Raw genomic sequence first — 23,065 nt, 5'->3', positions numbered from 1 at the left:
ACTACGAATAGGACCGGTAGCGGACCATGTGGGCGACCGGCATGCCGGTCAGCCGCAGCTTGGTGACGAAGGCGAGCCAGTCCAGGTCGCGGTCGCTGAATCGGCGCTGCCCGGTGTGCGAACGGTCCACGTGGGGCATGAGGCCGATCCGCTCGTACCAGCGCAGCGTGTGCGCGGTCAGGCCGGTGAACGCGGACACCTCGCTGATCGTGTACCGGTCCTGCCCGTCGGGCCGCGGGTGCGCCGAGGGGCCGGAGGCGCAGAGGTCGGTCCGTGTCGAAGTGGTCTCCATCACCGTCATGCCTCCACGCTATGACGTTGGAGTGCACTCCAAGCAAGCACCGACGGGTGCGGGTTTCCGGCGACCGGGATCAGGAATCTACTCTCGTACGCATGCAGAGCCTGGCGATGATCGAGAACTGGCCCGTCCCCCACGCGGCGGCGGCCGTCGTACGAGCGGACGGCACGGTCGCCGGTACGCACGGCCCGACCGCGCACCGCTTCCCCCTCGCGTCCGTCACCAAACCGATCGCCGCCTACGCGGCGCTGGTGGCGTACGAGGAGGGTGCCGTGGAACTGGACGAGCCGGCCGGCCCGGAGGGCTCGACCGTACGCCACCTCCTCGCCCACACCAGCGGCCTCGCCTTCGACGAGCACCGGGTGATGGCCCCGCCCGGCACCCGGCGCCTGTACTCCAACGCCGGTTTCGAGGTCCTGGGCGACCACATCGCCGAGGCCACCGGCATCCCGTTCCCGGAATACGCGCGGCAGGCGATCCTCGAACCCCTCGGGATGACCGCCACCACGGTGGACGGCTCCCCCGCCAAGGACGGCGTCTCCACGGTCGACGATCTGGCGCGCTTCGCGGCCGAGGTGCAGGCGCCCCGGCTGCTCGACCCGCGCACGGTGCTGGCCGCACAGAGCGTCGTCCACCCCGGCCTCAAGGGCGTCCTGCCCGGCTACGGCCACCAGAACCCCAACGACTGGGGCCTCGGCTTCGAGATCCGCGACTCCAAGTCCCCGCACTGGACCGGGGCAGCCTCCTCCCCCGCGACCTTCGGGCACTTCGGCCAGTCCGGCACCTTCCTCTGGATCGACCCGGCGGCGGGCGCGGCCTGCGTCGCCCTCACCGACCGGGCCTTCGGCCCGTGGGCGGCCGAGGTGTGGCCCGCGTTCACGGACGCGGTGCTGGCGGAACTGGGCCGGTAGCACCACCGGTTCGGGTGGTCATTACGTGATTCATGTCACCTCTCCGCGAGCGACTGGCTACGGTCGGCCGGGTACGGAACCGAACGCCGCGAGGCGTCGCATCCCGGAGGTCCCCGTGGGCAGCCTTCAGCCGCTCGATCCCGCCGCTTCTCCCCTCAGCTACTACGGATCGGAGCTGCGCCGTCTGCGCGAAGCCGCCGACCTGAGCCAGGTCCAGCTGAGCGAGAGCATCTACTGCGCCAACACACTGGTCAGCCAGGTCGAGACGACCCGGAGAATCCCCACGCGGGACTTCTCGGAGCGGATCGACGCCGCCCTGCGCACGGACGGCCACTTCTCGCGGCTGGTGAGCCTGGTCCTGCGCAGCCAACTGCCGTCCTGGTTCCAGGAGTACGCGGAGATGGAGGCGCGGGCCGCGTACATCTCCACGTTCCAGTCCCAGTTGATCTACGGCCTGCTCCAGACCGAGGAGTACGCCCGAGCCGTGCTGGCCACCGGTGTGCCGGACGATCTGGACACCCTGGTCGCCGCCCGGATGGAGCGCCAGCGCATTCTGGAGGGCGCGCGTCCGCCGCTTGCCCTGGTCGTCCTGGACGAGGCCGTCCTGTACCGGCCGATCGGCGGCCCCGCCGTCATGCGCGCCCAGCTGAACCGGCTGCTGGACTTCGCCACCAACCGCTGGACGCGCGTTCAGGTACTGCCCTTCGCCGTAGGCCAACACGCAAGCCTCGCAGGCTCGTTCAATGTCCTGCGTTTCGACGACGACCCGGACATCGTCTACACCGAGGACCTGATCTCGGGCCACATGACCGCCAACTCGGACACGATCAGGGAAGCCTCGCTCCGCTATGCTTCGCTCCAGGCCGCCGCGCTCTCCGTGGAGGATTCGGCGGTCCTGATCGCCCGCGTCATGGAGGAGCGCTATGGAAACCGGCCACGCACCGAAGGCTGCGCAGTGGCGTAAGTCCAGCTACAGCGGAAACACGGGTGGCGACTGCGTCGAGTGCGCCGTGGCCGGCAGCGCCGCGTGGCGCAAGTCGTCCCACAGCGGAAACACGGGTGGCGACTGCGTCGAGGTGCACGACGGCTGCGCCGCCTCCGTGCCCGTGCGGGACAGCAAGGTGCAGGACGGCCCCGTCGTCGTCATCGGCGCCGACGCCTGGCGCACCTTCGTCGCCGGACTCTGATCCTCACAAGGGCCTGGGAAGACCATGCGGGTCTCCCAGGCCCTTCGCGTACCCCGAACCCGGCGACCGCGCCCCTTCGGCCCGCCGCGTCAGGCCGGCAGCTCCCAGACCAGGACCTCCGCCGGGTCCGCCGCGCACAGTTCGAGGCCGCTCCCGCCGGTGACGCGCGCCGCGTCCCCCGCCGTCAGCTCCTCCCCGCCGACGCGCACCGTGCCCCGTACGACGTGGAGGTACGCCCGGGGCGCGTCGGGCACGGGCGCGCGCCCGCCCCGGTCGAGCCGCCGCACATGGAGCACGGCCCCGGCCGCCGGGAGCTCGTACGGGGTGGCGTCGGTCATGCCGGGCACGGTCGTGTACGCGGGCTCGCCGCCGGCCTCCAGGGGGGCCAGCCACATCTGGAGGAACGTCAGCGGGCGGTCGCCGTCGTTGCGTTCGACGTGGCGGACCCCGGAGGCGGCGCTGAGGTGCTGGAGGTCGCCGGCCCGGACGACCGTGGCGTGGCCGGCGGTGTCCCGGTGGGTCAGCTCGCCCTCGACGACCCAGGTGACGATCTCCGTATGGCTGTGCGGGTGTTCCTCGAAGCCCGCGCCGGGCGCGAGGCGCTCCTCGTTGCAGGCGAGGACCGGGCCGAAGCGGAGGTTGTCGGGGTCGTAGAAGGTGCCGAAGGAGAACGAGTGCCGGGACGCGATGCCGGCCGCCTCGTCCCCGCCCTCGAACCGGTCGCCCGCGCGGTGTACGGATATCACGCGTCCACGGTAGCCCGGCCGGGCCCGCGGGACCCCCGGCGGGCGCCCGGCCGGCCCGCCACCGGCCCCGGCCCTCCGCACGTGCGTCCCGATAAGGCAGTCTTGTCTCCGTGCCCCGACCCGATCCTGAGCAGCCCGCTGCGAACGACGCCCATCTCCACGCCGCGACCCTGAAGCGGCTGGAGCAGTCCTCCGGCCGGCTGGCCGCCAACGCGATCGCCCGCATGGACGAGTCGCTGCCGTGGTACCGGGCGATGCCCCCGGAGAACCGGTCCTGGATCGGCCTGGTCGCCCAGGCCGGTATCGCCGCGTTCACCGAGTGGTTCCGGCATCCGGAGACCCCGCAGGCGATCTCCACCGATGTCTTCGGGACGGCGCCGCGCGAGCTGACGCGGGCCATCACGCTGCGGCAGACCGTCGAGATGGTGCGGACGACGATCGAGGTCATGGAGGCCGCGATCGACGAGGTCGCCGCGCCCGGCGACGAATCGGTGCTTCGGGAGGCGCTGCTCGTCTACGCCCGCGAGATCGCCTTCGCGACCGCCCAGGTGTACGCGCAGGCCGCCGAGGCGCGGGGCGCCTGGGACGCCCGGCTGGAGTCGCTCGTGGTGAACGCGGTGCTCTCCGGCGAGGCCGACGAGGGCGCCGTCTCGCGGGCCGCCGCGCTCGGCTGGAACTCGCCGGAGTACGTCTGCGTCCTGCTCGGCACCGCGCCGGACGGGGACAGCGAGCTGACCGTGGAGGCGATCCGGCGCGCCGCCCGGCACGCCAAGCTCCAGGTCCTGACCGGCGTGCTCGGCAACCGGCTGGTCGTCATCGCGGGCGGCAGCGACAACCCCCTCCAGGTCGCGAAGGCCCTGATCGGGCCGTACGCGGCGGGCCCGGTGGTGGCCGGTCCGGTGGTGGCGGACCTGCTGGCCGCGACCCGGTCCGCGCAGGCCGCGGCGGCCGGACTGAAGGCGTGCGGGGCGTGGCAGGACGCGCCGCGGCCGGTGCTCGCGGACGATCTGCTGCCGGAGCGCGCGATGGCGGGCGACCCCGCCGCGCGGGAGCAGTTGGTGGAGGAGATCTACAGACCGCTGGAGGAGGCGGGCTCCGCTCTCCTGGAGACGCTGAGTGTGTATCTGGAGCAGGCGAGCAGCCTGGAGGGTGCGGCCCGGATGCTGTTCGTGCATCCCAACACCGTGCGCTACCGGCTCCGACGTGTGACAGACGTCACCGGCTGGTCACCTTCCGATGTCCGTTCGGCGTTCACTCTGCGAATCGCCCTCATCCTGGGGCGCCTGGCCGACCGGGATACGCAGTCCTAGACTTTTGTCGGACATCAACAATTCCCCCTACGGTTCTTCGTCCCTGTCCCCACGGGTGTTCCGGACCGTTCACAAGAGAGAGTGTGAGGGTGCTCGTACTCGTCGCTCCCGGCCAAGGCGCTCAGACGCCCGGCTTCCTGACTCCCTGGCTCGACCTCCCCGGCGCCACCGACCGCGTCGCGGCCTGGTCCGAGGCCATCGGGCTCGACCTCGCCCACTACGGCACCAAGGCCGACGCGGAGGAGATCCGCGACACCGCGGTGGCCCAGCCGCTGCTGGTCGCCGCCGGTCTGCTGTCGGCCGCCGCGCTCGGCGCCTCGCCGGGTGTCGTCGCCGGCCACAGTGTCGGTGAGATCACCGCCGCCGCCCTCGCCGGAGTCATCGGCGACGAGGCCGCGCTCCGCTTCGTCCGCACCCGCGGCCTCGCCATGGCGGAGGCCGCCGCGGTCACCGAGACCGGGATGGCCGCGCTGCTCGGCGGCGACCCCGAGGTCACCGTGCCGCATCTGGAGAAGCTCGGGCTGACCCCGGCGAACGTCAACGGGGGCGGCCAGATCGTCGCCGCCGGCACCGCCGAGCAGCTCGCCGCGCTGGGCGAGGACAAGCCGGAGGGGGTGCGCCGCGTGGTGGCCCTCAAGGTGGCCGGCGCGTTCCACACCCACCACATGGCGCCCGCGGTCGAGCGGCTGCGCGCGGCGGCCGGTGACCTCGACGTCTCCGACCCGTCCGTGACGTACGTCTCCAACGCCGACGGCAAGACCGTGGCCACCGGCCACGAGGTCATCACCCGGCTCGTCGGCCAGGTCGCCAACCCGGTCCGCTGGGACCTGTGCATGGAGACGTTCAAGGCGCTCGGCGTCACCGCGCTCATCGAGGCCTGCCCCGGCGGCACGCTCACCGGTCTGGCCAAGCGGGCGCTGCCCGGCGTGCAGACCCTCGCGCTCAAGACCCCCGACGACCTCGACGCGGCCCGCACGCTCATCGCTGAGCACGCGGGTGCCCGGTAAGGAGCCCGAGAGCATGTCGAAGATCAAGCCCAGCAAGGGCGCTCCGTACGCGCGGATCATGGGCGTCGGCGGCTACCGCCCGACCCGGGTGGTGCCCAACGAGGTCATCCTGGAGACGATCGACTCGTCCGACGAGTGGATTCGCTCCCGGTCCGGCATCGCGACCCGGCACTGGGCCTCCGAGGAGGAGACCGTGTCGGCGATGTCCGTCGAGGCGGCCGGCAAGGCCGTCGCGGACGCCGGGATCACGCCGGAGCAGATCGGCGCGGTGATCGTCTCCACCGTCTCGCACTTCAAGCAGACCCCGGCCATCGCGACCGAGATCGCCCACCGGGTCGGCGCCGGCAAGCCCGCAGCCTTCGACATCTCGGCCGGCTGCGCGGGCTTCGGCTACGGGCTGACCCTGGCCAAGGGCATGATCGTCGAGGGCTCGGCGGAGTACGTCCTCGTCATCGGCGTGGAGCGGCTGAGCGACCTCACCGACCTCACCGACCGGGCGACGGCGTTCCTGTTCGGCGACGGCGCGGGCGCGGTCATCGTCGGCCCGTCCCAGGTGCCCGCCATAGGCCCGACCGTCTGGGGTTCCGAGGGCGACAAGTCCGAGACGATCAAGCAGACCGTCTCCTGGACCGATTACCGGCCCGGGGACGCCAAGTTCCCGGCCATCACGCAGGAGGGCCAGGCGGTGTTCCGCTGGGCCGTCTTCGAGATGGCGAAGGTCGCCCAGCAGGCGCTGGACGCGGCCGGGATCGCTCCCGAGGACCTGGACGTCTTCATCCCGCACCAGGCCAACATGCGGATCATCGACTCGATGGTGAAGACGCTCAAACTGCCGGAGAGCGTCACGGTCGCCCGTGACGTGGAGACCACCGGCAACACCTCCGCCGCCTCGATTCCGCTCGCGATGGAGCGGCTCCTGGCGACCGGCCAGGCCAAGAGCGGCGACACCGCGCTCGTCATCGGCTTCGGGGCGGGTCTCGTCTACGCCGCGACGGTCGTTACTCTCCCCTAGGCACACCGGGCCATTCGCCCGGACGCCCGAACCCAGCAGAAACACATCGAAGGAGCGCCGCCATGGCCGCCACGCAGGAAGAGATCGTCAAGGGTCTCGCCGACATCGTCAACGAGATCGCCGGTATCCCGGCCGAGGACGTCCAGCTGGAGAAGTCCTTCACGGACGACCTCGACGTCGACTCGCTGTCCATGGTCGAGGTCGTCGTCGCCGCCGAGGAGCGCTTCGACGTGAAGATTCCCGACGAGGACGTCAAGAACCTCAAGACCGTCGGCGACGCCGCGGACTACATCCTCAAGCACCAGGACTGATCAGCCGGTTCGTGTCTCGCCACCCGGCGGTGACGCCGCTGATTCACGACCCCCTACACGTGGAGAAGATTTTCCAGTGAACTCGACCAATCGCACCGTGGTCGTCACCGGTATCGGCGCAACCACTCCGCTGGGTGGCGATTCCGCATCGACCTGGGAGGGCCTGATGGCGGGCCGTTCCGGCATCAAGCCCCTCGAGGGCGAACGTTTCGCCGAACTGCCCGTCCGGATCGCGGCCCTGGCGGCCGTCGATCCCGCCGACGTCCTGCCCCGTCCGCTCGCCCGCCGTCTGGACCGCTCGGCGCAGTTCGCGCTGATCGCGGCCCGCGAGGCGTGGGCGGACGCGGGTTTCACCGGCAAGGCCGGTGAGGACGAAACGATCCAGCCCGAGCGGCTGGGTTCGGTCATCGCCTCCGGCATCGGCGGCGTGATCACCCTGCTCGACCAGTACGACGTGCTGAAGGAGAAGGGCGTACGCCGCGTCTCCCCGCACACCGTGCCCATGCTCATGCCCAACGGCCCGGCCGCGAATGTGGGTATCGAGGTGAACGCCCAGGCGGGCGTGCACACCCCGGTCTCCGCCTGCGCGTCGGGGGCCGAGGCGATCGGGTACGCCGTCGAGATGATCCGCACCGGCCGTGCCGATGTGGTCCTCGCCGGTGGCACCGAGGCGGCGATCCACCCGCTGCCGATCGCCGCCTTCGCCAACATGATGGCGATGTCCAAGAACAACGACGAGCCGGAGAAGGCCTCGCGCCCGTACGACGTGGGCCGTGACGGCTTCGTCCTCGGCGAGGGTGCCGGTGTCGTCGTGCTGGAGTCCGCGGAGCACGCGGCGAAGCGCGGTGCGCGGGTCTACTGCGAGGTGCTGGGGCAGGGGCTGTCCGCCGACGCCCACCACATCGCGCAGCCGGAGCCGACGGGACGCGGGATCGCCGCGGCCATGCGGAACCTGCTGGACCAGACGGACCTCAAGCCGTCGGAGATCGCCCACCTCAACGCCCACGCGACGTCCACCCCGCAGGGTGACATCGCGGAGGTCAAGGCGCTGCGTGCGGTGCTGGGCGAGGACCTGGACCATGTCGCGATCTCCGCGACGAAGTCGATGACGGGTCATCTGCTCGGTGGCGCCGGCGGTATCGAGACCGTGGCGACGGTGCTGGCGCTGCACCACCGGATGGCTCCGCCCACGATCAACGTGGAGAACCTGGACGAGTCGGTCGACGCGGACATCGTCCGGGACGCGCCCCGCGCGCTCCCGGAGGGCCCGATCGCGGCGATCAACAACTCGTTCGGCTTCGGCGGCCACAACGTGGTCCTGGCGTTCCGCAGCGTCTGACGCGTACGTGTGAAGCCCGCGTCCCCCGAGTGGGGGCGCGGGCTTCGTCGTGTGCGGTGGCGACGCGGTAGAAATCAGCCCCTCCGGCGATTGAGGAGCGGGGTCCGGGGCGGAGCCCCGGGATCAGACGACCTGGTGGAGCCAGCGCACCGGGGCGCCCTCGCCCGCGTGGCGGAAGGGCTCCAGTTCGTCGTCCCAGGGCTTGCCGAGGAGCCCCGCGATCTCCGCCGCCAGATCCGTATCCCCGCCCGCCGAGCGGGCCAGCGCCGCGCGCAGCCGGTCCTCCGGGACGAGGATGTCGCCGTGCATGCCGGTGACGGCGTGGAAGATGCCCAGCGTGGGCGTCGAGCTGTAGCGTTCGCCCTCCGCCGAGGGGGAGGGCTCCGCCGTCACCTCGAAGCGGAGCAGGTCCCAGCCGCGCAGCGCCGACGCCAGCTCGGAGGCCGTGCCGGAGCGCGCCTTCCAGGAGAACTCGGAGCGCCAGGTGCCCGGCGCGGCCGGCTGTCTGATCCAGTCGAGCTGCACCCGCCCACCGAGGACACCCGCCACCGCCCACTCGACGTGGGGGCAGAGCGCGCGCGGTGCGGAGTGAACGTACAGGACTCCACGTGTCGTCACCGGGACCTCCAGTGTGGGACGAGGTTCGCCTTTCCCAGCGGCCTGTCATCAGTAAACAGCATCGGGAGTTATTCTCCGGAAAAGCGACAGTATGTGACGCGGTGTGATGTTCGGATGCCACCCGAGTGGAGCCGGGCGCCGCGGGGACCGCGGGTGCGCCGGGGAAAAGCTACCGCGCCCGCGGGGCGCGGGGGTGACGTACGGTCGGTCACGGGGCCCTTCTTCGCTCAGTCTTCACCGGGCGGAGTGTCGGGCATGAAACAGGAGGAGACCAGGCCATGCCCGACCAGTCCGTACGGCACCGCTCGCGCACCGCTCTGGCCGGGCTGGCGGCGCTGGCCTGTGTCGGTACGGCGGCGCTGGCCGGCTGCGACTCGGGGTCCGGCGGGACGACGAAGGGGGCGGCGTCGGCGGAGCGCGGGCCCACCCCGGCGGCGGGCCCGGTCTGGGACCCGAGCCCGGCGTCGATCGCGGCCGTCGGGGACTCCATCACCCGCGGTTTCGACGCGTGCTCGGTGCTGGCCGACTGCCCGGAGGTCTCCTGGTCGACCGGTACGGACGCCTCGGTACGGAGTCTGGCGGTGCGGCTGCTCGGCGCGGCCGGCGCGGCCGACCGCAGCTGGAACCACGCGGTGACGGGCGCCCGGATGGCGCAGCTGCCGGAGCAGATGGCGCTGGCGGCGGCCGAGGACCCGGATCTGGTGACGGTGATGATCGGGGCCAACGACGCCTGCCGCGACTCGGTGCGGGCGATGACCCCGGTGGCGGACTTCCGCAGGTCGTTCGAGGTGTCGATGCGCAAGCTGCGCGACGGGGCGCCGAAGGCGCAGGTGTACGTGTCGAGCGTGCCGGACCTGAAGCGGCTGTGGTCGCAGGGCCGGGTCAATCCGCTGGGCAAGCAGATCTGGAAGCTGGGCATCTGCAAGTCGATGCTGAGCGACGCGGACGACATGAGCGCGGCTGCGGTGGCCCGGCGCACGGCGGTGCGCGAGCGCGTGGTGGCGTACAACGAGGTGCTGCGCGAGGTGTGCGCGAAGGACAGTCGCTGCCGGTACGACGGCGGGGCGGTGTTCGACTACCGGTTCACCGGCAAGCAGCTCAGCCAGTGGGACTGGTTCCATCCGGGCCGCAACGGGCAGGCGCGACTCGCCGAGATCGCCTACGCGAACGTCACGGCGGACCGTCCGCCCGCGTAGAGTCGTTGATCATGCAGACGGGTGCGCACACGGCGATCGGTAAGGAACACTTCGGCACACTCGCGGACGGCACCGCCGTGCACCGCTGGACGCTGGAGCGCGACGGCGCACGGGTGCGCTTCCTGACGTACGGCGGCATCGTGCAGTCGGTCGAGGTGCCCGACCGGGACGGGGTGCGGGCCGGAATCGCGCTCGGGCTGCCGGATCTGGCGTCCTATCAGGAGTACGCGAGCCCCTACTTCGGGGCGCTGGTCGGCCGGTACGCGAACCGGATCGGCGGGGCGGCCTTCGAGCTGGACGGCCGCACGTACCACCTCTCGCGCAACGAGGGCCGCAACCAGCTGCACGGCGGGGTGTGCGGCTTCGACAAGCGGGTGTGGGACGCGCGGGAGATCACGGACGGGGTGGAGCTGTCGCGGGTCTCGGCGGACGGCGAGGAGGGCTTTCCGGGCCGTCTGGAGGTGACGGCGGCGTACACCCTGGGCGAGGGCGGTGCGCTGCGCATCGCGTACCGGGCGGTGACGGACGCGCCGACCGTGGTGAATCCGACGAACCACAGCTACTGGAACCTCGCGGGCGCGGACAGCGGCAGTGCGCTGGGCCAGCGGCTTCGGATCGCGGCCGGGGCGGTCCTGCCGGTGGACGCGGAGTCGCTGCCGACCGGTGAGGTGCTGGCGGTGGCGGGCACCCGGTTCGACTTCCGGGAGCCCCGGCCGGTGACCGCGGGGTACGACAACAACTACGTGCTCGACGCGGACGGGACGGGGCCGGCGGCCGAGCTGTACGACGAGGCGTCGGGGCGCGTGCTGACGGTGACGACGACGGAGCCCGGTCTCCAGCTGTACACCGCGGACCACCTCGACGGCCGGCCGTTCGGTCCGGGTGCCGGGATCGCCCTGGAGACCCAGCACTACCCGGACTCGCCGAACCGTCCGGAGTTCCCGAGCACGGTGCTGCGGCCGGGCGAAGAGTACGCGTCGACGACGGTGTACGGGTTCTCGGTGCGCTGAGCGGGGGCGCTCGGCGGGCGCTCAGCCCTCGGCGGCCGTCTCGCCCTTGCCGGCGCCGGCCGCCGCGTCCTCCCCTTCACGGTCCTCGTCCGCCGTGTCCTCGCCGACCAGGCCGCGCGCCAGCAGGGTGGCCCCGGCGACGGCTCCCGGCATGAGGAACACGGCGGCGAACGGCAGCATGAAGGCCAGCCCCAGCGGTACGCCGAAGCCGAGGGTGCGCATGCGGTGGCCGCGAAGCAGGGCCAGGCGCTCCTTGAGCACCATGCCCCGGCGCTGGAGGGCGACCGCGGTCAGCTCCTCGGCGAGGAAGTATCCGGTGACGCAGAAGCCGATGACGGGGACGACGGTCTGCCCGGCTACGGGCACGAAGCCGAGGGCGAAGAGCAGCACCGCGTACAGCCCGACCCGCAGCAGGACGCGCACGCTGTCGCGCGCGGAGATCCACAGCTCCCGCCAGAGCGGCAGCCCGGATTCGGGGACCGTGCCGCCCCGGGTGCGCTCGACCTCCTCGGACAGCGACTCGTAGAAGGGCTGGCCGACCAGCAGGGTCACGGCGGTGAAGGTGATGACGGCCAGGAAGAGGCCGAGGACGAAGACGAGCACGGTCAGCGCGGTGCGCAGCAGCCCGGACCAGGGCGAGGCCCAGTCGTCGGCGAAGGGGGTCGCCCAGGCCACCAGGTCGTCGGCGCCGTAGCCGAGTCCGACGAGGGCACCGGCGTACAGCACGAGGGTGATCAGTCCGGGCAGCAGCCCTATGCCGAACCACTTGCCGTGGCCGAACACCCAGCGCTGGCCCTTGATCAGAAAGCCGAGCCCCGCCCCGAGATCACGCATGGCGTCAGCCTAACGGGATCGGGGCGGGGCGTGCGGGGCGGTCAGGCGACCGCGAGCTCCACCTTGATGTTGCCGCGGGTGGCGTTGGAGTACGGGCAGACCTGGTGGGCCTTCTCCACGAGCGCCCGCGCGGTCGCCTCGTCGACGTTCGGGATGGTCGCGGTGATGGCGACCTCCAGGCCGAAGCCGCCGGCCGCGGTCTTGCCGATGGAGACCGCCGCGGTGACCGTGGAGCCGGAGATGTCGGCCTTCTCCTGCCGGGCGACGACGCCGAGCGCGCCCTGGAAGCAGGCGCTGTATCCGGCGGCGAAGAGCTGTTCCGGGTTGGTGCCGGCGCCGCTGCCGCCCATCTCCTTCGGCGGGTTGACGACGACGTCGAGCTTGCCGTCGTCCGAGGCGACGCGGCCGTCCCGGCCGTTCTCGGCGGTGGCGACGGCGGTGTATGCGACGGTTATGTCCTGAATCGTCATGCTGAGGATTCCTCCTGCTGTGCGCCGCGACTCGCGCCCACGATCGCGACGGCCTGGATCGAGCGTAACGGGTACGGAAAGACGGGTGCCGGCAGGGCGGGTGCCGGACGGGGTGGTTCAGCCGAGGGAGACGATCATCTTTCCGGTGTTCTCGCCGCGCAGCAGTCCGAGGAAGGCGTCGACGCCGTTCTCGATTCCCTCGACGACCGTCTCGCGGTACTTCAGTTCGCCGGAGGCCAGCCAGCCGGCCACCTCGTGCACGAACTGGTCCTGGAGGTCGGCGTGGTCGGCGACGAGCATGCCCTGGAGGCGCAGTCGCTTGCCGATGACGAGCGCCAGGTTGCGCGGGGCGGGGGTGGGCTCGGTGGCGTTGTACTGGGCGATCATGCCGCAGATGGTGGCGCGGCCGTGCACGTTGAACGAGGAGATCGCGGCTTCCAGGTGCTCGCCGCCGACGTTGTCGAAGTAGACGTCGATGCCGTCCGGGGCGGCCTCGCGCAACTGCTGGGCGACCGGCCCGTTCTTGTAGTTGAACGCGGCGTCGAAGCCGTACTCCTCGGTGAGGAGCCTGACCTTCTCGTCGGAGCCGGCGGAGCCGATGACGCGGGAGGCGCCCTTGATCTTCGCCATCTGGCCGACCTGGCTGCCGACCGCCCCGGCGGCGCCGGAGACGAACACGGCGTCGCCCTCCTTGAAGGAGGCCACGTCGAACAGTCCGGCGTAGGCGGTGAGCCCGGTCATGCCGAGCACGCCGAGGTAGGCGGAGAGCGGGGCGAGCGAGGCGTCGACCTTGACGGCGTGCTGGGCGGGGACGCTCGCGTACTCGCGCCAGCCGAGGCCGTGCAGGACGTGGTCGCCGACCTCGAAGCCCTCGGCCGCGGAGGCGACGACCTCGCCGACGGCGCCGCCGTCCATGGGGTGGTCCAGCTTGAAGGGCGGGGTGTAGGACTTCACGTCGTTCATCCGGCCGCGCATGTACGGGTCGACGGAGAAGTGCAGGTTGCGCACGAGGACCCGGCCCTCGGCGGGGGCGGCGACCGGCGCCTCACGCAGCGCGAAGTCCTCGGCCTTCGGCCAGCCGTGCGGGCGGGCCACCAGGTGCCATTCACGGCCGGACGCGGGAAGAGCGGACATGGGCTCGGGTCTCCTCGATGTGGGGGCACGGCGAAAAAGCTTCACCATGTGAAACAACCATGCTCTTGGATATTTCATGTTGTCAAGCAACTGGGTATCCTGTGTGTCATGACCTCCTCGCGCACTGATCCCCTGACACTCGAAGTCATCGAGCTCATCGGCACCGTCGTGGCGCGCTACTACGAGGAGTACGAGCAGGCCGCCGCCGCGCACAGCCTCACCGGCGCCCAGGCACGTGTTCTGGGGCTGCTGTCCGTCGAGCCGCTGCCCATGCGCCGGATCGCCCAGAAGCTGAAGTGCGAGCCGTCCAACGTGACCGGGATCGTCGACCGGCTGGAGGCGCGCGGCCTGGTGGAGCGGCGCCCGGACCCGACCGACCGCCGGGTGAAGCTGGCCGCGCCCACCGCACGGGGCACCGCGACGGCCGCGCGGCTGCGTGACGCCCTGGGCTTCGCGCGGGAGCCGCTGGCCGGTCTGTCGGACGCGGAGCGCACGGTGCTGCGGGATCTGCTGCGGCGGATGCTGGGCGCCGGACCGGACGCCTGACCGGCGGGCCCCCGGGCACGATGGGGCCATGAGCCCTTCTTCCGCCGCCCCCTTCGGCCCCCGTGAGTTCCAGCTCGTCCTGCTGCGCCGGATGGCCGACCATCAGCCCGGCCTCGTGGAGGACGCCCGGCACGAGCTGAGCGCCACGCTCGCCGAGATGCGCGAGGCGAACCGGCGCTGGCAGGCCATGGTCCGGGCGCCGGGCGGCCGGGGCTCGCTGCGCCGCTACCGCTCCGTGCTCGGTGAGCCGGAGCAGGCCGGCCGCCGGACCATCGGCGACCTGGAGTGCGACGTGCTGCGGTGGCCGGTGCCGCTCTGGCCGGAGCTGCGGTTCGAGGTGATGGTGGCACCGGGCGGGGCGGTGTGGAACGAGTGGCTGGTCCGGGCACCGGGCGCGGCGGCGCCGGTCCTGCGGACGGTCGAGGACCTGGTGCCCTGGTCGTGCACGGTGGACGAGGTGGCCCGCGCCTTCGCCCCGGCCCGCCCGATGGAGGGCAGCGCGCCGACCCGCTGGGCGCTGGCGATCGGCTCGGGCGCGGACGGCCATGTCGCGGAGTTCACCTGGGGATTGCTCCAGCGGGTGCTGCCGGGCGGCCGCTGACGGCACGGGGGCGCGGGGCGGAGGGTGCTGCCGGGCGGCCGCTGACGGCCGGGGCGCGGGGGTGCGAGCACGTCCGCGGGCGCTCCCCTCCGGCGGCGCGCCCGACACGCCGTCAGGTGGTCCCTCCTACGGCTCAGCCCAGCGGGCGGCGCCTCCCCGAACGGCGCAGGCTTTCAGGAGAGCCGGCTGCCCGTCGGTCCCCCTCAACGCTTCCGGGAGGAACCCGCCGTGACCGTCAGCCTGGAGCAGTTGCGCCGTTGCCACATCGCCGTGGACCTCGGAGCCTCCCGCACCCGTGTGTACGTGAAGGGGCCCGGCCTCGTCGTGGACGAGCCGAGCGTCGCCGCCGTCAACACCCGTACCGGCTCCCTGCTCGCCGTGGGCGCGCTGGCCGAACAGATGACGGGCCGCACCCCCGACTACATCCGGGTGGCGCGTCCGGTCTCCGGCGGGACGGTGGTGGACATCGAGATGGCGCAGCGGATGCTCCGTCATCTGCTCGGCGAGAAGCTGCGCCGCCAGTTGCGCCGCAAGCCCTGGCTGCGCGCCGCCGCCTGCACCCCGCACGACAGCGACCCGCTGGCCCGGCGGGCGTCGGTGGAGACCCTGGTCGGTCTCGGTGCCCGCCGGGTGGAGCTGGTGGACACGCTGATCGCGGCGGCGGTCGGCAGCGGGCTGCCGGTCGAGCAGCCGACCGCGACCATGATCATGGTGTGCGGGGCGGCGACGACCCAGATCGCGGTGCTCTCGCTGGGCTCGATCGTGACGGCGGTACGGCTGCCGATCGGCGGCGACGCGATCGACCACGCGGTCATCCAGCATCTGCGCCAGTACCACGAGCTGATGCTGCCGAGCCAGTCCGTGCGCCCCCTCCAACTCGCCCTCAGCGACAACGGGCTGACCACGCAGGGCCCCTCGGTCACCGAGATCCACGGCCGGGACGTGGCCACCGGGCTCGCCCGGACCGTCCAGGTGGACACCGCCGCGATCCGCCAGGCGATCCACCGCCCGCTCACCGCGGTCCTGGACGGCGTCGGCAAGGTGCTGCGCAACTGCCCGCCCGACCTGGTCGCCGACCTCGCGGACTGCGGGATCATGATGGTCGGCGGCAGCGCCCTGCTGCCCGGCCTCGACCAGATGCTCCGCGAGGCGACCGGGGTGCCGGTGCACATCGCGGAACAGCCCGACACCTGCTCCATCCTGGGCCTGGGCGCGATGCTGGACGGCGAGATCAGCCCCATGGTCCTCGACCCGCTGGCGAGCTGACCCGGACGGCGGGAGCGGACGGTGACGGACCGGCCGCCCGGGGTGCCGCAGGAGCCCGGCCTGCCCCGCTCGCCGCTGCTCCCCCGGCTCCTGGAGGCGGTGCTGAGCGTCGGCTCGGACCTCGAACTGCGGGCCACGCTCCAGCAGATCATCGACACCGCGACCGCCCTGACCGAGGCCCGCTACGGGGCGCTGGGCGTCCTCGACCCCGGCCGGGGCACGATCCGCGAGCTGTACGTCTGCGGGATGAGCGAGGAGGAGCAGGCGGCGGTCGGTGACTTCCCGGACGGGCACACCGGACTGCTGGGCGCGCTCACGGACGCCGCGGAGCCGCTGCGCTCCGACGACCTGACCGCCGATCCGCGCTCCACCGGCCTGCCCGCCGGCCATCCGCCGATGCGCTCGTTCCTCGGCGCCCCGATCCGGGTCCACCACGAGGTGTTCGGCAACATCTATCTGGCCGAGAAGGACACCGGGCACTTCACGGAGACCGACGCCGGACTGCTGAAGGTCCTGGCCGCGCAGGCCGGCATCGCCATCGGCAACGCCCGCCTCTACGAGAACGCCCGCCGGCGGGAGCGCTGGATCGAGGGCGCGGCGGCCGTCACCAACACCCTGCTCACCGGGGAGAACCTGTCCGACGCGCTGACCGCGGTCGCCGAGCGGGCCCGCATCCTCAGCGACGCCGCGGCCGGGGTGATCCTGCAGCCCACCGAGGACGGCGGGATGGAGATCGTCGTCGCCGCCACCCGGGAGGACCCGGCCGGCCTGGTGGGCACGGCGATCGCGCCGGGCTCGCCCGTCCTGGAACAGCTGCTGGGCGGCGAGGCCGTCTTCATCGAGGACTCGGCGACCGATCCCCGGATGACCACACCGGTGCGGTCGCGGTTCGGCCCGAGCATGATGCTGCCGCTGCAGAGCGGGGGCCGGCTCATCGGCACGCTCGCGCTGCCCCGGCGGCGCGGCGCCCGCCCGTACAGCGACATGGAGCGGCTGCTGGCCGCGCAGTTCGCCTCGCAGGCGGCGCTGGCCCTGGTGCTCGCCGACTCGCAGCAGGACCGGGAGCGGCTGGCGGTGTACGAGGACCGCGACCGGATCGCGCGGGACCTGCACGACCTGGTCGTCCAGCGGCTGTTCGCCACCGAGATGATGCTGGAGTCCACGCGCCGCAGGGCCGGGGCCGGGGAGACGGCCGAGCTGCTCGGCCGGGCCGTCGACGAGCTGGACTCGACGATCCAGGAGGTGCGGACGGCCATCTTCGCGCTCCAGCAGCCGCCCGCCGACGCCCCCGCCACCTTCCGGGGTCAGGTGCTGCGGGAGACCGGGGGCGCGGCGGCGCTGCTCGGTTTCCGGCCGTCGGTGCGGTTCGCGGGGGCGGTGGACGCGCTGGTGCCGGAGCCGGTCGGCAAGCGGCTGCTCGCGGCGCTGCGGGGCGCGCTCGCGGCGGCGCACCGGCGGGCCGGGGTGTCGGCGATCGAGGTGGTGGTGGACGCGACGGCGACGCTGCCGGACGGGCGGGGCGCGGTCCGGCTCACGGTCGCGGACGACGGGCGGGAGCCGGACGGGTCGCGGGCGCCCGCGGTGGTCCGGGAGGCGCCGCTGTGAGCGGCGCGGTCACTGTCCGGGGGCGGCCCGGAGCGCCACGCGGGTGTTCGAGTGGGCGACGCCCGCCTCGCGCTTGAGGCGGCGCAGGAGGGTGTCGAGCGCCGCGGTGTCGGCCGCGGTGGCGCGTACCAGGTAGTCGTGTCCGCCGGTCACGTGCACCACTTCGGTGATGCCGGGCAGGGCCAGCACCGCCCGTTCGAAGGTCTCGTTGGTGGTGTCGATGCGCAGGGTGACGTCGATGAAGACGACGAGCCCGGTGCGGGTGTCGGCGGCCGGGTCGATGATCACGGTGAAGCCGCGGATCACGCCGTCCTTGCGCAGCCGTCTGACCCGGTCGGCCGCCGCGTTGGCGCTGAGCCCGACCCGTACGCCCAAGTCGCGGTACGAGATCCGGGCATCCTCCTGGAGGACGCCGAGGATTTCCCTGTCCAGACGATCCATGGACCAATTGTCGCAGCTTCGGCGCGTATGCGGGGATCGGGGAGGTGTCCCCCGCACGGCTCAGGCCGACGCGCTCACCGCCGGTGTCCCGCCTTGACTGGCTGTGTGGACACAGCCGTGAAGCAGTCACCCCCGCGCGCGGGCTCCTCCGCCGCCTATCGCAACCTGATCATGGCCACCGTCGGATTCACGCTCACGTTCTGGGCCTGGAACCTGATCGCGCCGATGTCGGGGGAGTACAAGGACCGGCTCGATCTGGACTCCTTCCAGCAGTCCCTGCTGGTCGCCGTGCCCGTGCTGGTGGGTTCGCTGGGCCGTATCCCGGTGGGCGCGCTGACCGACAGGTACGGGGCGCGGCTGATGTTCCCGCTCACCTCGGCGCTGACGATCCTGCCGGTGCTGCTGCTGATCCCGGCGAAGAACTCGTACGGCGCGATGCTCGCCGTGGGCTTTCTGCTGGGTATCGGCGGTACGACGTTCGCGATCGGCATTCCGCTGGTCAACTCGTGGTTCCCGCCCGCCAAACGCGGCCTCGCGCTCGGTGTCTTCGGCATGGGCATGGGCGGCGTCGCGCTGTCGGGCTACTTCACCCCGCGCATCGCGAAGCACGGCGACAACCTGCCCTTCCTCGTGGTCGCCGGGGCCCTGGTGGTGTACGCGGCGCTCTCGGCGGTGCTCATCAACGACCACCCGGACCGGCAGGTGCCCACCGACTCGCTGGGGCACCGGCTGGGGTCGGCGGGCCGGCTGCGGGTGACCTGGGAACTGTCGGCGCTGTACGCGATCGGCTTCGGCGGGATCGTCGCGTTCGGGGTGTACCTGCCGACGTATCTGAAGACGTGGTACGAGCTGACGCCGACCGACGCCGGTACCAAGGCGGCCGGGTTCGCCCTGGTGACGGTCGTCTTCCGGCCGTTCGGCGGCTGGCTGTCCGACCGGCTGCACCCGGCGGTGGTGACCTCGGTGGCGCTCGGGGTGGCCGCCCTGATGGCCATCGTCCAGGCGTTCGACCCGAGGCTGGACCCGACGGGCACGGTGGCGCTGCTGGTGATGGCGGCGGGCCTGGGCATGGCGAGCGGCAGCGTCTTCGCCCTGGTCTCGCAGGTCACCCCGCAGGCGAAGGTGGGCAGTGTGACCGGGATCGTCGGCGCGATGGGCGGTCTGGGCGGGTTCGTTCCGCCGCTGGTGATGGGCGCGATCTACAGCGCGAAGGACTCGTACTCGATCGGCTTCATGCTGCTGTCCGACCTGGCCCTTGCGGGCTGTGTGTACGCCTTCGGCCGCATGCGCACGGTACGGCGGGACGGATGACGGGGCGAGATGTGCGCGGGGGTGAGGCGTGGGCCTCATTCGAGGCGCTTTCGAGGGCCGGGGGCATCCGATCGCTCTAGACGAGTAGTTCCGATGTGTTCAGTGATCGAATGCGGTCAGCGACCGCAGGACCGGGGCTCCGGTCTTGTGGTTGTGCCAGATCGCGGCGGCCATCGCGAGGATGCGCTGGGCGACACGGACGGCGACGCCCTCGAAGGTGCGTCCGCCGTGCTGCTCCAGGTCGAGCTGGCCTTTCAAGGTGTCGTTGACCGACTCGATCAGCTGCCGCACCGACTTGAGCAGCGACTCGCCCTTGCGGCGCTTCTCCCGCTTGAACGACGGGCGGAGCAACTGGGCGCCGCGGAAGGCGAGATCGGTCTCGAACTCCTTGGAGGCGAAGCCCTTGTCCGCGATGACGAGCAGACCGGGCCGGTCGGCGGTCAGGTCTGGTTCGCGGTCCAGCATCGCGGCCAGGACCTCGCGTTCGTCGATCTTCGGGCTGGCCAGGGCCCAGGTGATGGGCATGCCGGTCGGCGTGCAGACCAGGAAGAGCCGCAGGCCCCAGTAGAAGCGGGAGTGCGAAGCGCAGTACCCGTATCCGGCCCAGCCGGCCATGTCCGACCGCTTCACCGTCGGGCGGGACATGCCGCACGGCACGGGCGTGGAGTCCACGATCCACTGGTTGTCGAACCAGAAGTCCGTGTCCACCGCGAGCATCCGTATTGCCTTCTTCACCAGCGGCAGCGCCGCACGCAGCCGCTTGTTGTATCCCGGCCGCTTGGGCAGGTACGGGAACATCGCACTCAGGTTGCCGTGAGCGAAACGCAGCCAGCGGGCTTCCGAGGCGAAGCCCAGCAGGGACTGCGCGACGGCCAGACAGACCAGCTCGGAATCACTCAACTGCGGTGGCCTGCCCAGGCATCGGGCCCCTCCGATCTCGTCGTCGATCTTCACGTACAGTCCGGTGATGAGGGCGTCCAAGTCTTCGTTCGTCACAAAACGATCTTGGGCGCCCTCGCCATGTCTCCGGGCGGACCATCAACATTCGGAACTACTCGTCTAGGGTGCGCAGGGTGATGCCACTTCTGCCCGCACTCCAGGACGCGACCGGTCCGGCGGCCGCCCGCGAAGCCGTCCGGTTCGACGACGTCAGCCTCACCTACTCCGCCCTCGCCGAGGTCACGGCCGGTCTCGCGGCCCGGCTGGCCGGCGCGGTCCGGGTGGCCGTCTGGGCCACACCGACCGCCCACACCGTCGTCGCGGTGGTGGCAGCCCTCCGGGCCGGGGTCCCGGCCGTCCCGCTGAACCCGAGGACGGGCGGGCGGGAGCTGGCACACATCGTCACGGACAGCGCCCCCGCCCTGGTCCTGGCCGCCCCCGGCGACGAGTTGCCGCCCGCGCTGGCCGGCCTGGAGCGTCTGGACGTCCCCACCGTGCCGCAGGGCGGCCCCGCCCCGGCCGCGCTCCCCGAGCCGGACCCGGAGTCCGCCGCCCTCGTCGTCTACACCTCGGGCACGACCGGCCCGCCGAAGGGCGCCGTGCTGCCCCGCCGGGCGCTCGCCGCCTCGCTGGACGCGCTGGAGGACGCCTGGGAGTGGACCGCCGACGACGTCCTCGTCCAGGCACTGCCGCTGTTCCACGTGCACGGGCTGATCCTGGGCGTGCTGGGTCCCCTGCGCCGGGGCGGCTCGGTGCGCCACCTGGGCCGGTTCTCGCCGGAGGGCGTGGCCCGTGAGCTGGCCTCGGGCGGCACGATGCTGTTCGGCGTACCGACCATGTACCACCGGCTCGCTGAGGCGCTGGCCGGTCCGCGGGAGTCCGCCGCCGGTCTGGCGAAGGCGCTCGCGGGCGCCCGGCTGCTCGTCTCCGGTTCGGCCGCGCTGCCCGTCCACGACCACGAGCGCATCGCCGCGGCGACCGGCCGCCGGGTCATCGAGCGGTACGGCATGACGGAGACCCTGATGAACACGGGCATGCGGGCCGACGGGGTGCCGCGTCCCGGCACGGTCGGCCCGCCGCTGCGCGGGGTGGAGCTGCGTCTGGTGGAGGAGGACGGCGGCCCGCTCGCCGACCCGGACGCCATCGGCGAGATCCAGGTGCGCGGCCCGAACCTGTTCACCGGCTATCTGAACCGGCCCGACGCGACGGCCGCCGCGCTCACCGCCGACGGCTGGTTCCGCACCGGCGACATGGCGGTCCTCGACCCGGACGGCTATGTGCGCATCGTCGGCCGCAAGGCCACGGACCTGATCAAGAGCGGCGGCTTCAAGATCGGCGCCGGTGAGATCGAGAACGCGCTGCTCGACCACCCCGGGGTGCGCGAGGCGGCGGTCACCGGGGAACCCGACCCGGATCTCGGCGAGCGCATCACGGCCTGGGTGGTTCCGGCCGACCCCGCCGCCCCGCCCTCCGCCGACGAGCTGGCGGACCATGTCGCGGCCCAGCTGGCCCCGCACAAGCGCCCGCGCACCGTCCGCTACCTGGACGCGCTCCCCCGCAACGACCTGGGGAAGATCATGAAGCGGGCCCTCCATGGCTGAGCGGCTGACGGCACGCGAGGCGATCGCCGCGCTCACCGCCGACTTCACCGAGCTGCCCGCCCCGGCCGGCGACACCACCGGCGACGGCCCGCTCGGCTGGACCGGCTACGCGGAGTCCCGGGCGCGCGCCACCGCCCGTACCGGCGAGCGGGAGTCCGTCGTGCACGGCACCGCCGAGGTCGGCGGGCACCCCTGTGTCCTGCTCTCCTTCGAGTTCGGCTTCCTGGGCGGCTCGCTGGGGCAGCGCACCGGCGACCGGCTGGTGGCGGCGTACGAGGAGGCCCTGACCCGGCGGCTGCCGCTCGTCTCGCTCATCGCCACGGGCGGCAGCCGGATGCAGGAGGGCATGATCGCGCTGACCCAGCTCCAGCGGGTGGCCCGCGCCTCGGCCCGGCTGCGGGCGGCCGGCCCGGCGCAGCTCGCCGTCCTGCGCGACCCGACGACCGGGGGCGGCTGGGCCACGCTGGGCGCGGGCGCGGACGTGATCCTGGCGCTGCCCGGCGCGCAGATCGGGTTCGCCGGTTCACGGGTGCGCCCGGCCGGCGCCGACCCCGCCGCGTACGAGGCGGCCGGGCAGCTCGCGGCCGGTTCGGTGGACGCGGTCGTGGCGGCCGGGGAGCTGCCGGACACGGTCGGGCGCTGGCTCGGCCTGCTCGGCCACCACGCCACCCCGCTCCCGGCGGCCCCGGTTCCGGCGGCGCTCGGGGCGGTCGATCTGCCGGAGACGGGCTGGGACGCGGTGCTGCGGGCCAGGTCGGCGGAGCGGCCGCGCGCCGGCGCGTATCTGGACGCCTACTTCGAGGCGCGGCTGCCGCTGAGCGGCGACCGCTGCGGCGGCACGGACGCGGGGCTGCTGTGCGGGTTCGGGCTGCGCGCGGGGAGCCCGGTGGCGTACGTGGCGCAGTGCGGCACCGCGACCCGGCCGGCCGGTTACCGCACGGCGGCCCGGGTGATCCGGCTCGCCGACCGGCTGGGCGTCCCGGTGCTCACGCTGGTGGACACGCCGGGCGCGGCCAACGACGCGGAGGCGGAGCGCTCGGGTGCGGGCGCGGCCATCGCGGACGCCTTCGCGGCGATCGCGGCGGCACGGGTGCCGGTGACGACGCTGGTGATCGGCGAGGGCGGGTCGGGCGGTGCGCTGGCGCTGGCCGCGCCGGACAACACCCATGTCACCCCGGACGGCTACTTCTCCGTCATCGCGCCGGAGCTGGCCGCCGCGATCCTCAAGCGCTCCCCGGACGAGGTGCGGGCCACGGCCGGCCAGCTCCGGCTGCGTCCGCAGGATCTGGTGGAGCTGGGCGCGGCCCGCTCGGTGGCCGGCCCGGCCGCCGACGGGCAGCGGGCGTGAAGGGTGGCTAGCGTGAGGGAGGGG

At 72.6% G+C, this 23,065-nt stretch carries 24 protein-coding genes and 1 pseudogene; 17 read left to right on the top strand and 8 right to left on the bottom strand.

Annotated features, from left to right (window positions below):
- Positions 1 to 16 precede the first annotated feature (16 nt).
- Positions 17 to 301, bottom strand: a pseudogene (locus tag DNK56_RS08335) (MerR family transcriptional regulator); the annotation flags it as partial.
- 92 nt (positions 302 to 393) lie between these two features.
- On the opposite strand from DNK56_RS08335, the gene DNK56_RS08330 reads away from it, so the two are divergent.
- The 3 genes from DNK56_RS08330 (at position 394) to DNK56_RS08320 (ending at position 2,396) form a co-directional block, all read left to right on the top strand.
- The gene (locus DNK56_RS08330; protein WP_111331962.1) at positions 394 to 1,209 is read left to right on the top strand and encodes a serine hydrolase domain-containing protein; all 816 of its coding nucleotides are present in this window, start codon (positions 394 to 396) and stop codon (positions 1,207 to 1,209) included.
- 115 nt (positions 1,210 to 1,324) lie between these two features.
- On the top strand, positions 1,325 to 2,173 hold the full coding sequence (locus tag DNK56_RS08325; protein WP_111331961.1) for a helix-turn-helix domain-containing protein: 849 nt from the start codon (positions 1,325 to 1,327) through the stop codon (positions 2,171 to 2,173).
- On the top strand, positions 2,133 to 2,396 hold the full coding sequence (locus tag DNK56_RS08320) for a DUF397 domain-containing protein (protein ID WP_111331958.1): 264 nt from the start codon (positions 2,133 to 2,135) through the stop codon (positions 2,394 to 2,396). The genes DNK56_RS08325 and DNK56_RS08320 overlap by 41 nt, the downstream gene beginning before the upstream one ends.
- 89 nt (positions 2,397 to 2,485) lie before the next feature.
- On the opposite strand, the gene DNK56_RS08315 is transcribed toward DNK56_RS08320, so the two are convergent.
- A complete protein-coding gene (locus DNK56_RS08315; protein ID WP_111331955.1) occupies positions 2,486 to 3,142 on the bottom strand; it encodes a pirin family protein in 657 nt (218 codons plus the stop codon).
- A gap of 110 nt (positions 3,143 to 3,252) precedes the next feature.
- Here DNK56_RS08315 and DNK56_RS08310 point away from each other — a divergent pair, with 110 nt between their 5' ends.
- The 5 genes from DNK56_RS08310 (at position 3,253) to fabF (ending at position 8,121) form a co-directional block, all read left to right on the top strand.
- The gene (locus DNK56_RS08310) at positions 3,253 to 4,452 is read left to right on the top strand and encodes a PucR family transcriptional regulator (protein ID WP_111331953.1); all 1,200 of its coding nucleotides are present in this window, start codon (positions 3,253 to 3,255) and stop codon (positions 4,450 to 4,452) included.
- Positions 4,453 to 4,541: 89 nt separating this feature from the next.
- Positions 4,542 to 5,459 carry an ACP S-malonyltransferase gene (locus DNK56_RS08305; RefSeq protein WP_111331951.1) on the top strand — a complete coding sequence of 306 codons (918 nt, stop codon included), beginning with the start codon at positions 4,542 to 4,544 and terminating at the stop codon, positions 5,457 to 5,459.
- 13 nt (positions 5,460 to 5,472) lie between these two features.
- A complete protein-coding gene (locus tag DNK56_RS08300; protein ID WP_111331949.1) occupies positions 5,473 to 6,471 on the top strand; it encodes a ketoacyl-ACP synthase III in 999 nt (332 codons plus the stop codon).
- A gap of 62 nt (positions 6,472 to 6,533) precedes the next feature.
- Complete coding sequence (locus DNK56_RS08295; protein WP_111331947.1) at positions 6,534 to 6,782, top strand: acyl carrier protein; 249 nt, start codon at positions 6,534 to 6,536, stop codon at positions 6,780 to 6,782.
- 76 nt (positions 6,783 to 6,858) lie between these two features.
- Positions 6,859 to 8,121: a beta-ketoacyl-ACP synthase II gene (fabF, locus tag DNK56_RS08290; RefSeq protein ID WP_111331945.1), complete on the top strand. Its 1,263-nt coding sequence runs from the start codon at positions 6,859 to 6,861 to the stop codon at positions 8,119 to 8,121.
- 123 nt (positions 8,122 to 8,244) lie between these two features.
- Here fabF and DNK56_RS08285 read toward each other — a convergent pair whose 3' ends face one another.
- Positions 8,245 to 8,739 (bottom strand): DUF3145 domain-containing protein, encoded by a 495-nt coding sequence (locus DNK56_RS08285; RefSeq protein WP_111331943.1) that lies wholly within the window; start codon positions 8,737 to 8,739, stop codon positions 8,245 to 8,247.
- A gap of 278 nt (positions 8,740 to 9,017) precedes the next feature.
- Between DNK56_RS08285 and DNK56_RS08280 the strand changes: the two genes are divergently transcribed.
- Together DNK56_RS08280 and DNK56_RS08275 are read left to right on the top strand one after the other, a co-directional pair.
- Positions 9,018 to 9,935, top strand: a complete 918-nt coding sequence (locus DNK56_RS08280) for an SGNH/GDSL hydrolase family protein (protein ID WP_111331941.1) — start codon at positions 9,018 to 9,020, stop codon at positions 9,933 to 9,935.
- A gap of 11 nt (positions 9,936 to 9,946) precedes the next feature.
- Positions 9,947 to 10,945, top strand: coding sequence for an aldose epimerase family protein (locus DNK56_RS08275; protein ID WP_111331939.1), 999 nt, complete (start codon positions 9,947 to 9,949; stop codon positions 10,943 to 10,945).
- A 21-nt stretch (positions 10,946 to 10,966) separates the two neighbouring features.
- On the opposite strand, the gene DNK56_RS08270 is transcribed toward DNK56_RS08275, so the two are convergent.
- The 3 genes from DNK56_RS08270 to DNK56_RS08260 all read right to left on the bottom strand — a co-directional run bounded on the left by DNK56_RS08270 (position 10,967) and on the right by DNK56_RS08260 (position 13,383).
- On the bottom strand, positions 10,967 to 11,779 hold the full coding sequence (locus tag DNK56_RS08270) for an EI24 domain-containing protein (protein ID WP_111331937.1): 813 nt from the start codon (positions 11,777 to 11,779) through the stop codon (positions 10,967 to 10,969).
- Between the two features lie 41 nt (positions 11,780 to 11,820).
- On the bottom strand, positions 11,821 to 12,249 hold the full coding sequence (locus tag DNK56_RS08265; protein WP_111331934.1) for an organic hydroperoxide resistance protein: 429 nt from the start codon (positions 12,247 to 12,249) through the stop codon (positions 11,821 to 11,823).
- A 117-nt stretch (positions 12,250 to 12,366) separates the two neighbouring features.
- On the bottom strand, positions 12,367 to 13,383 hold the full coding sequence (locus DNK56_RS08260) for an NADP-dependent oxidoreductase (RefSeq protein WP_111331932.1): 1,017 nt from the start codon (positions 13,381 to 13,383) through the stop codon (positions 12,367 to 12,369).
- 108 nt (positions 13,384 to 13,491) lie between these two features.
- Here DNK56_RS08260 and DNK56_RS08255 point away from each other — a divergent pair, with 108 nt between their 5' ends.
- The 4 genes from DNK56_RS08255 to DNK56_RS08240 all read left to right on the top strand — a co-directional run bounded on the left by DNK56_RS08255 (position 13,492) and on the right by DNK56_RS08240 (position 17,401).
- Positions 13,492 to 13,929: a MarR family winged helix-turn-helix transcriptional regulator gene (locus DNK56_RS08255; protein WP_111331930.1), complete on the top strand. Its 438-nt coding sequence runs from the start codon at positions 13,492 to 13,494 to the stop codon at positions 13,927 to 13,929.
- A gap of 28 nt (positions 13,930 to 13,957) precedes the next feature.
- A complete protein-coding gene (locus DNK56_RS08250; protein ID WP_111331928.1) occupies positions 13,958 to 14,530 on the top strand; it encodes a hypothetical protein in 573 nt (190 codons plus the stop codon).
- Between the two features lie 228 nt (positions 14,531 to 14,758).
- Positions 14,759 to 15,796, top strand: coding sequence for a rod shape-determining protein (locus DNK56_RS08245; protein ID WP_111331925.1), 1,038 nt, complete (start codon positions 14,759 to 14,761; stop codon positions 15,794 to 15,796).
- 21 nt (positions 15,797 to 15,817) lie between these two features.
- On the top strand, positions 15,818 to 17,401 hold the full coding sequence (locus DNK56_RS08240) for a GAF domain-containing sensor histidine kinase (protein ID WP_111331923.1): 1,584 nt from the start codon (positions 15,818 to 15,820) through the stop codon (positions 17,399 to 17,401).
- Between the two features lie 9 nt (positions 17,402 to 17,410).
- Here DNK56_RS08240 and DNK56_RS08235 read toward each other — a convergent pair whose 3' ends face one another.
- Positions 17,411 to 17,842, bottom strand: coding sequence for an Lrp/AsnC family transcriptional regulator (locus DNK56_RS08235; RefSeq protein WP_111331921.1), 432 nt, complete (start codon positions 17,840 to 17,842; stop codon positions 17,411 to 17,413).
- 105 nt (positions 17,843 to 17,947) lie between these two features.
- Here DNK56_RS08235 and DNK56_RS08230 point away from each other — a divergent pair, with 105 nt between their 5' ends.
- Positions 17,948 to 19,153: an MFS transporter gene (locus DNK56_RS08230; protein WP_241989803.1), complete on the top strand. Its 1,206-nt coding sequence runs from the start codon at positions 17,948 to 17,950 to the stop codon at positions 19,151 to 19,153.
- A gap of 99 nt (positions 19,154 to 19,252) precedes the next feature.
- On the opposite strand, the gene DNK56_RS08225 is transcribed toward DNK56_RS08230, so the two are convergent.
- A complete protein-coding gene (locus tag DNK56_RS08225) occupies positions 19,253 to 20,149 on the bottom strand; it encodes an IS982 family transposase (RefSeq protein WP_111330452.1) in 897 nt (298 codons plus the stop codon).
- 80 nt (positions 20,150 to 20,229) lie between these two features.
- Here DNK56_RS08225 and DNK56_RS08220 point away from each other — a divergent pair, with 80 nt between their 5' ends.
- Together DNK56_RS08220 and DNK56_RS08215 are read left to right on the top strand one after the other, a co-directional pair.
- Positions 20,230 to 21,693, top strand: coding sequence for an acyl-CoA synthetase (locus tag DNK56_RS08220; protein ID WP_111331916.1), 1,464 nt, complete (start codon positions 20,230 to 20,232; stop codon positions 21,691 to 21,693).
- Positions 21,686 to 23,041 carry a carboxyl transferase domain-containing protein gene (locus DNK56_RS08215; RefSeq protein WP_111331914.1) on the top strand — a complete coding sequence of 452 codons (1,356 nt, stop codon included), beginning with the start codon at positions 21,686 to 21,688 and terminating at the stop codon, positions 23,039 to 23,041. The genes DNK56_RS08220 and DNK56_RS08215 overlap by 8 nt, the downstream gene beginning before the upstream one ends.
- Positions 23,042 to 23,065 lie beyond the last annotated feature (24 nt).

The organism is Streptomyces sp. AC1-42W, from assembly GCF_003248355.1.
GTDB lineage: Bacteria > Actinomycetota > Actinomycetes > Streptomycetales > Streptomycetaceae > Streptomyces.
Note: the sequence above shows the minus strand (reverse complement) of the source record. Positions and strands in the feature narration are given on the sequence as shown.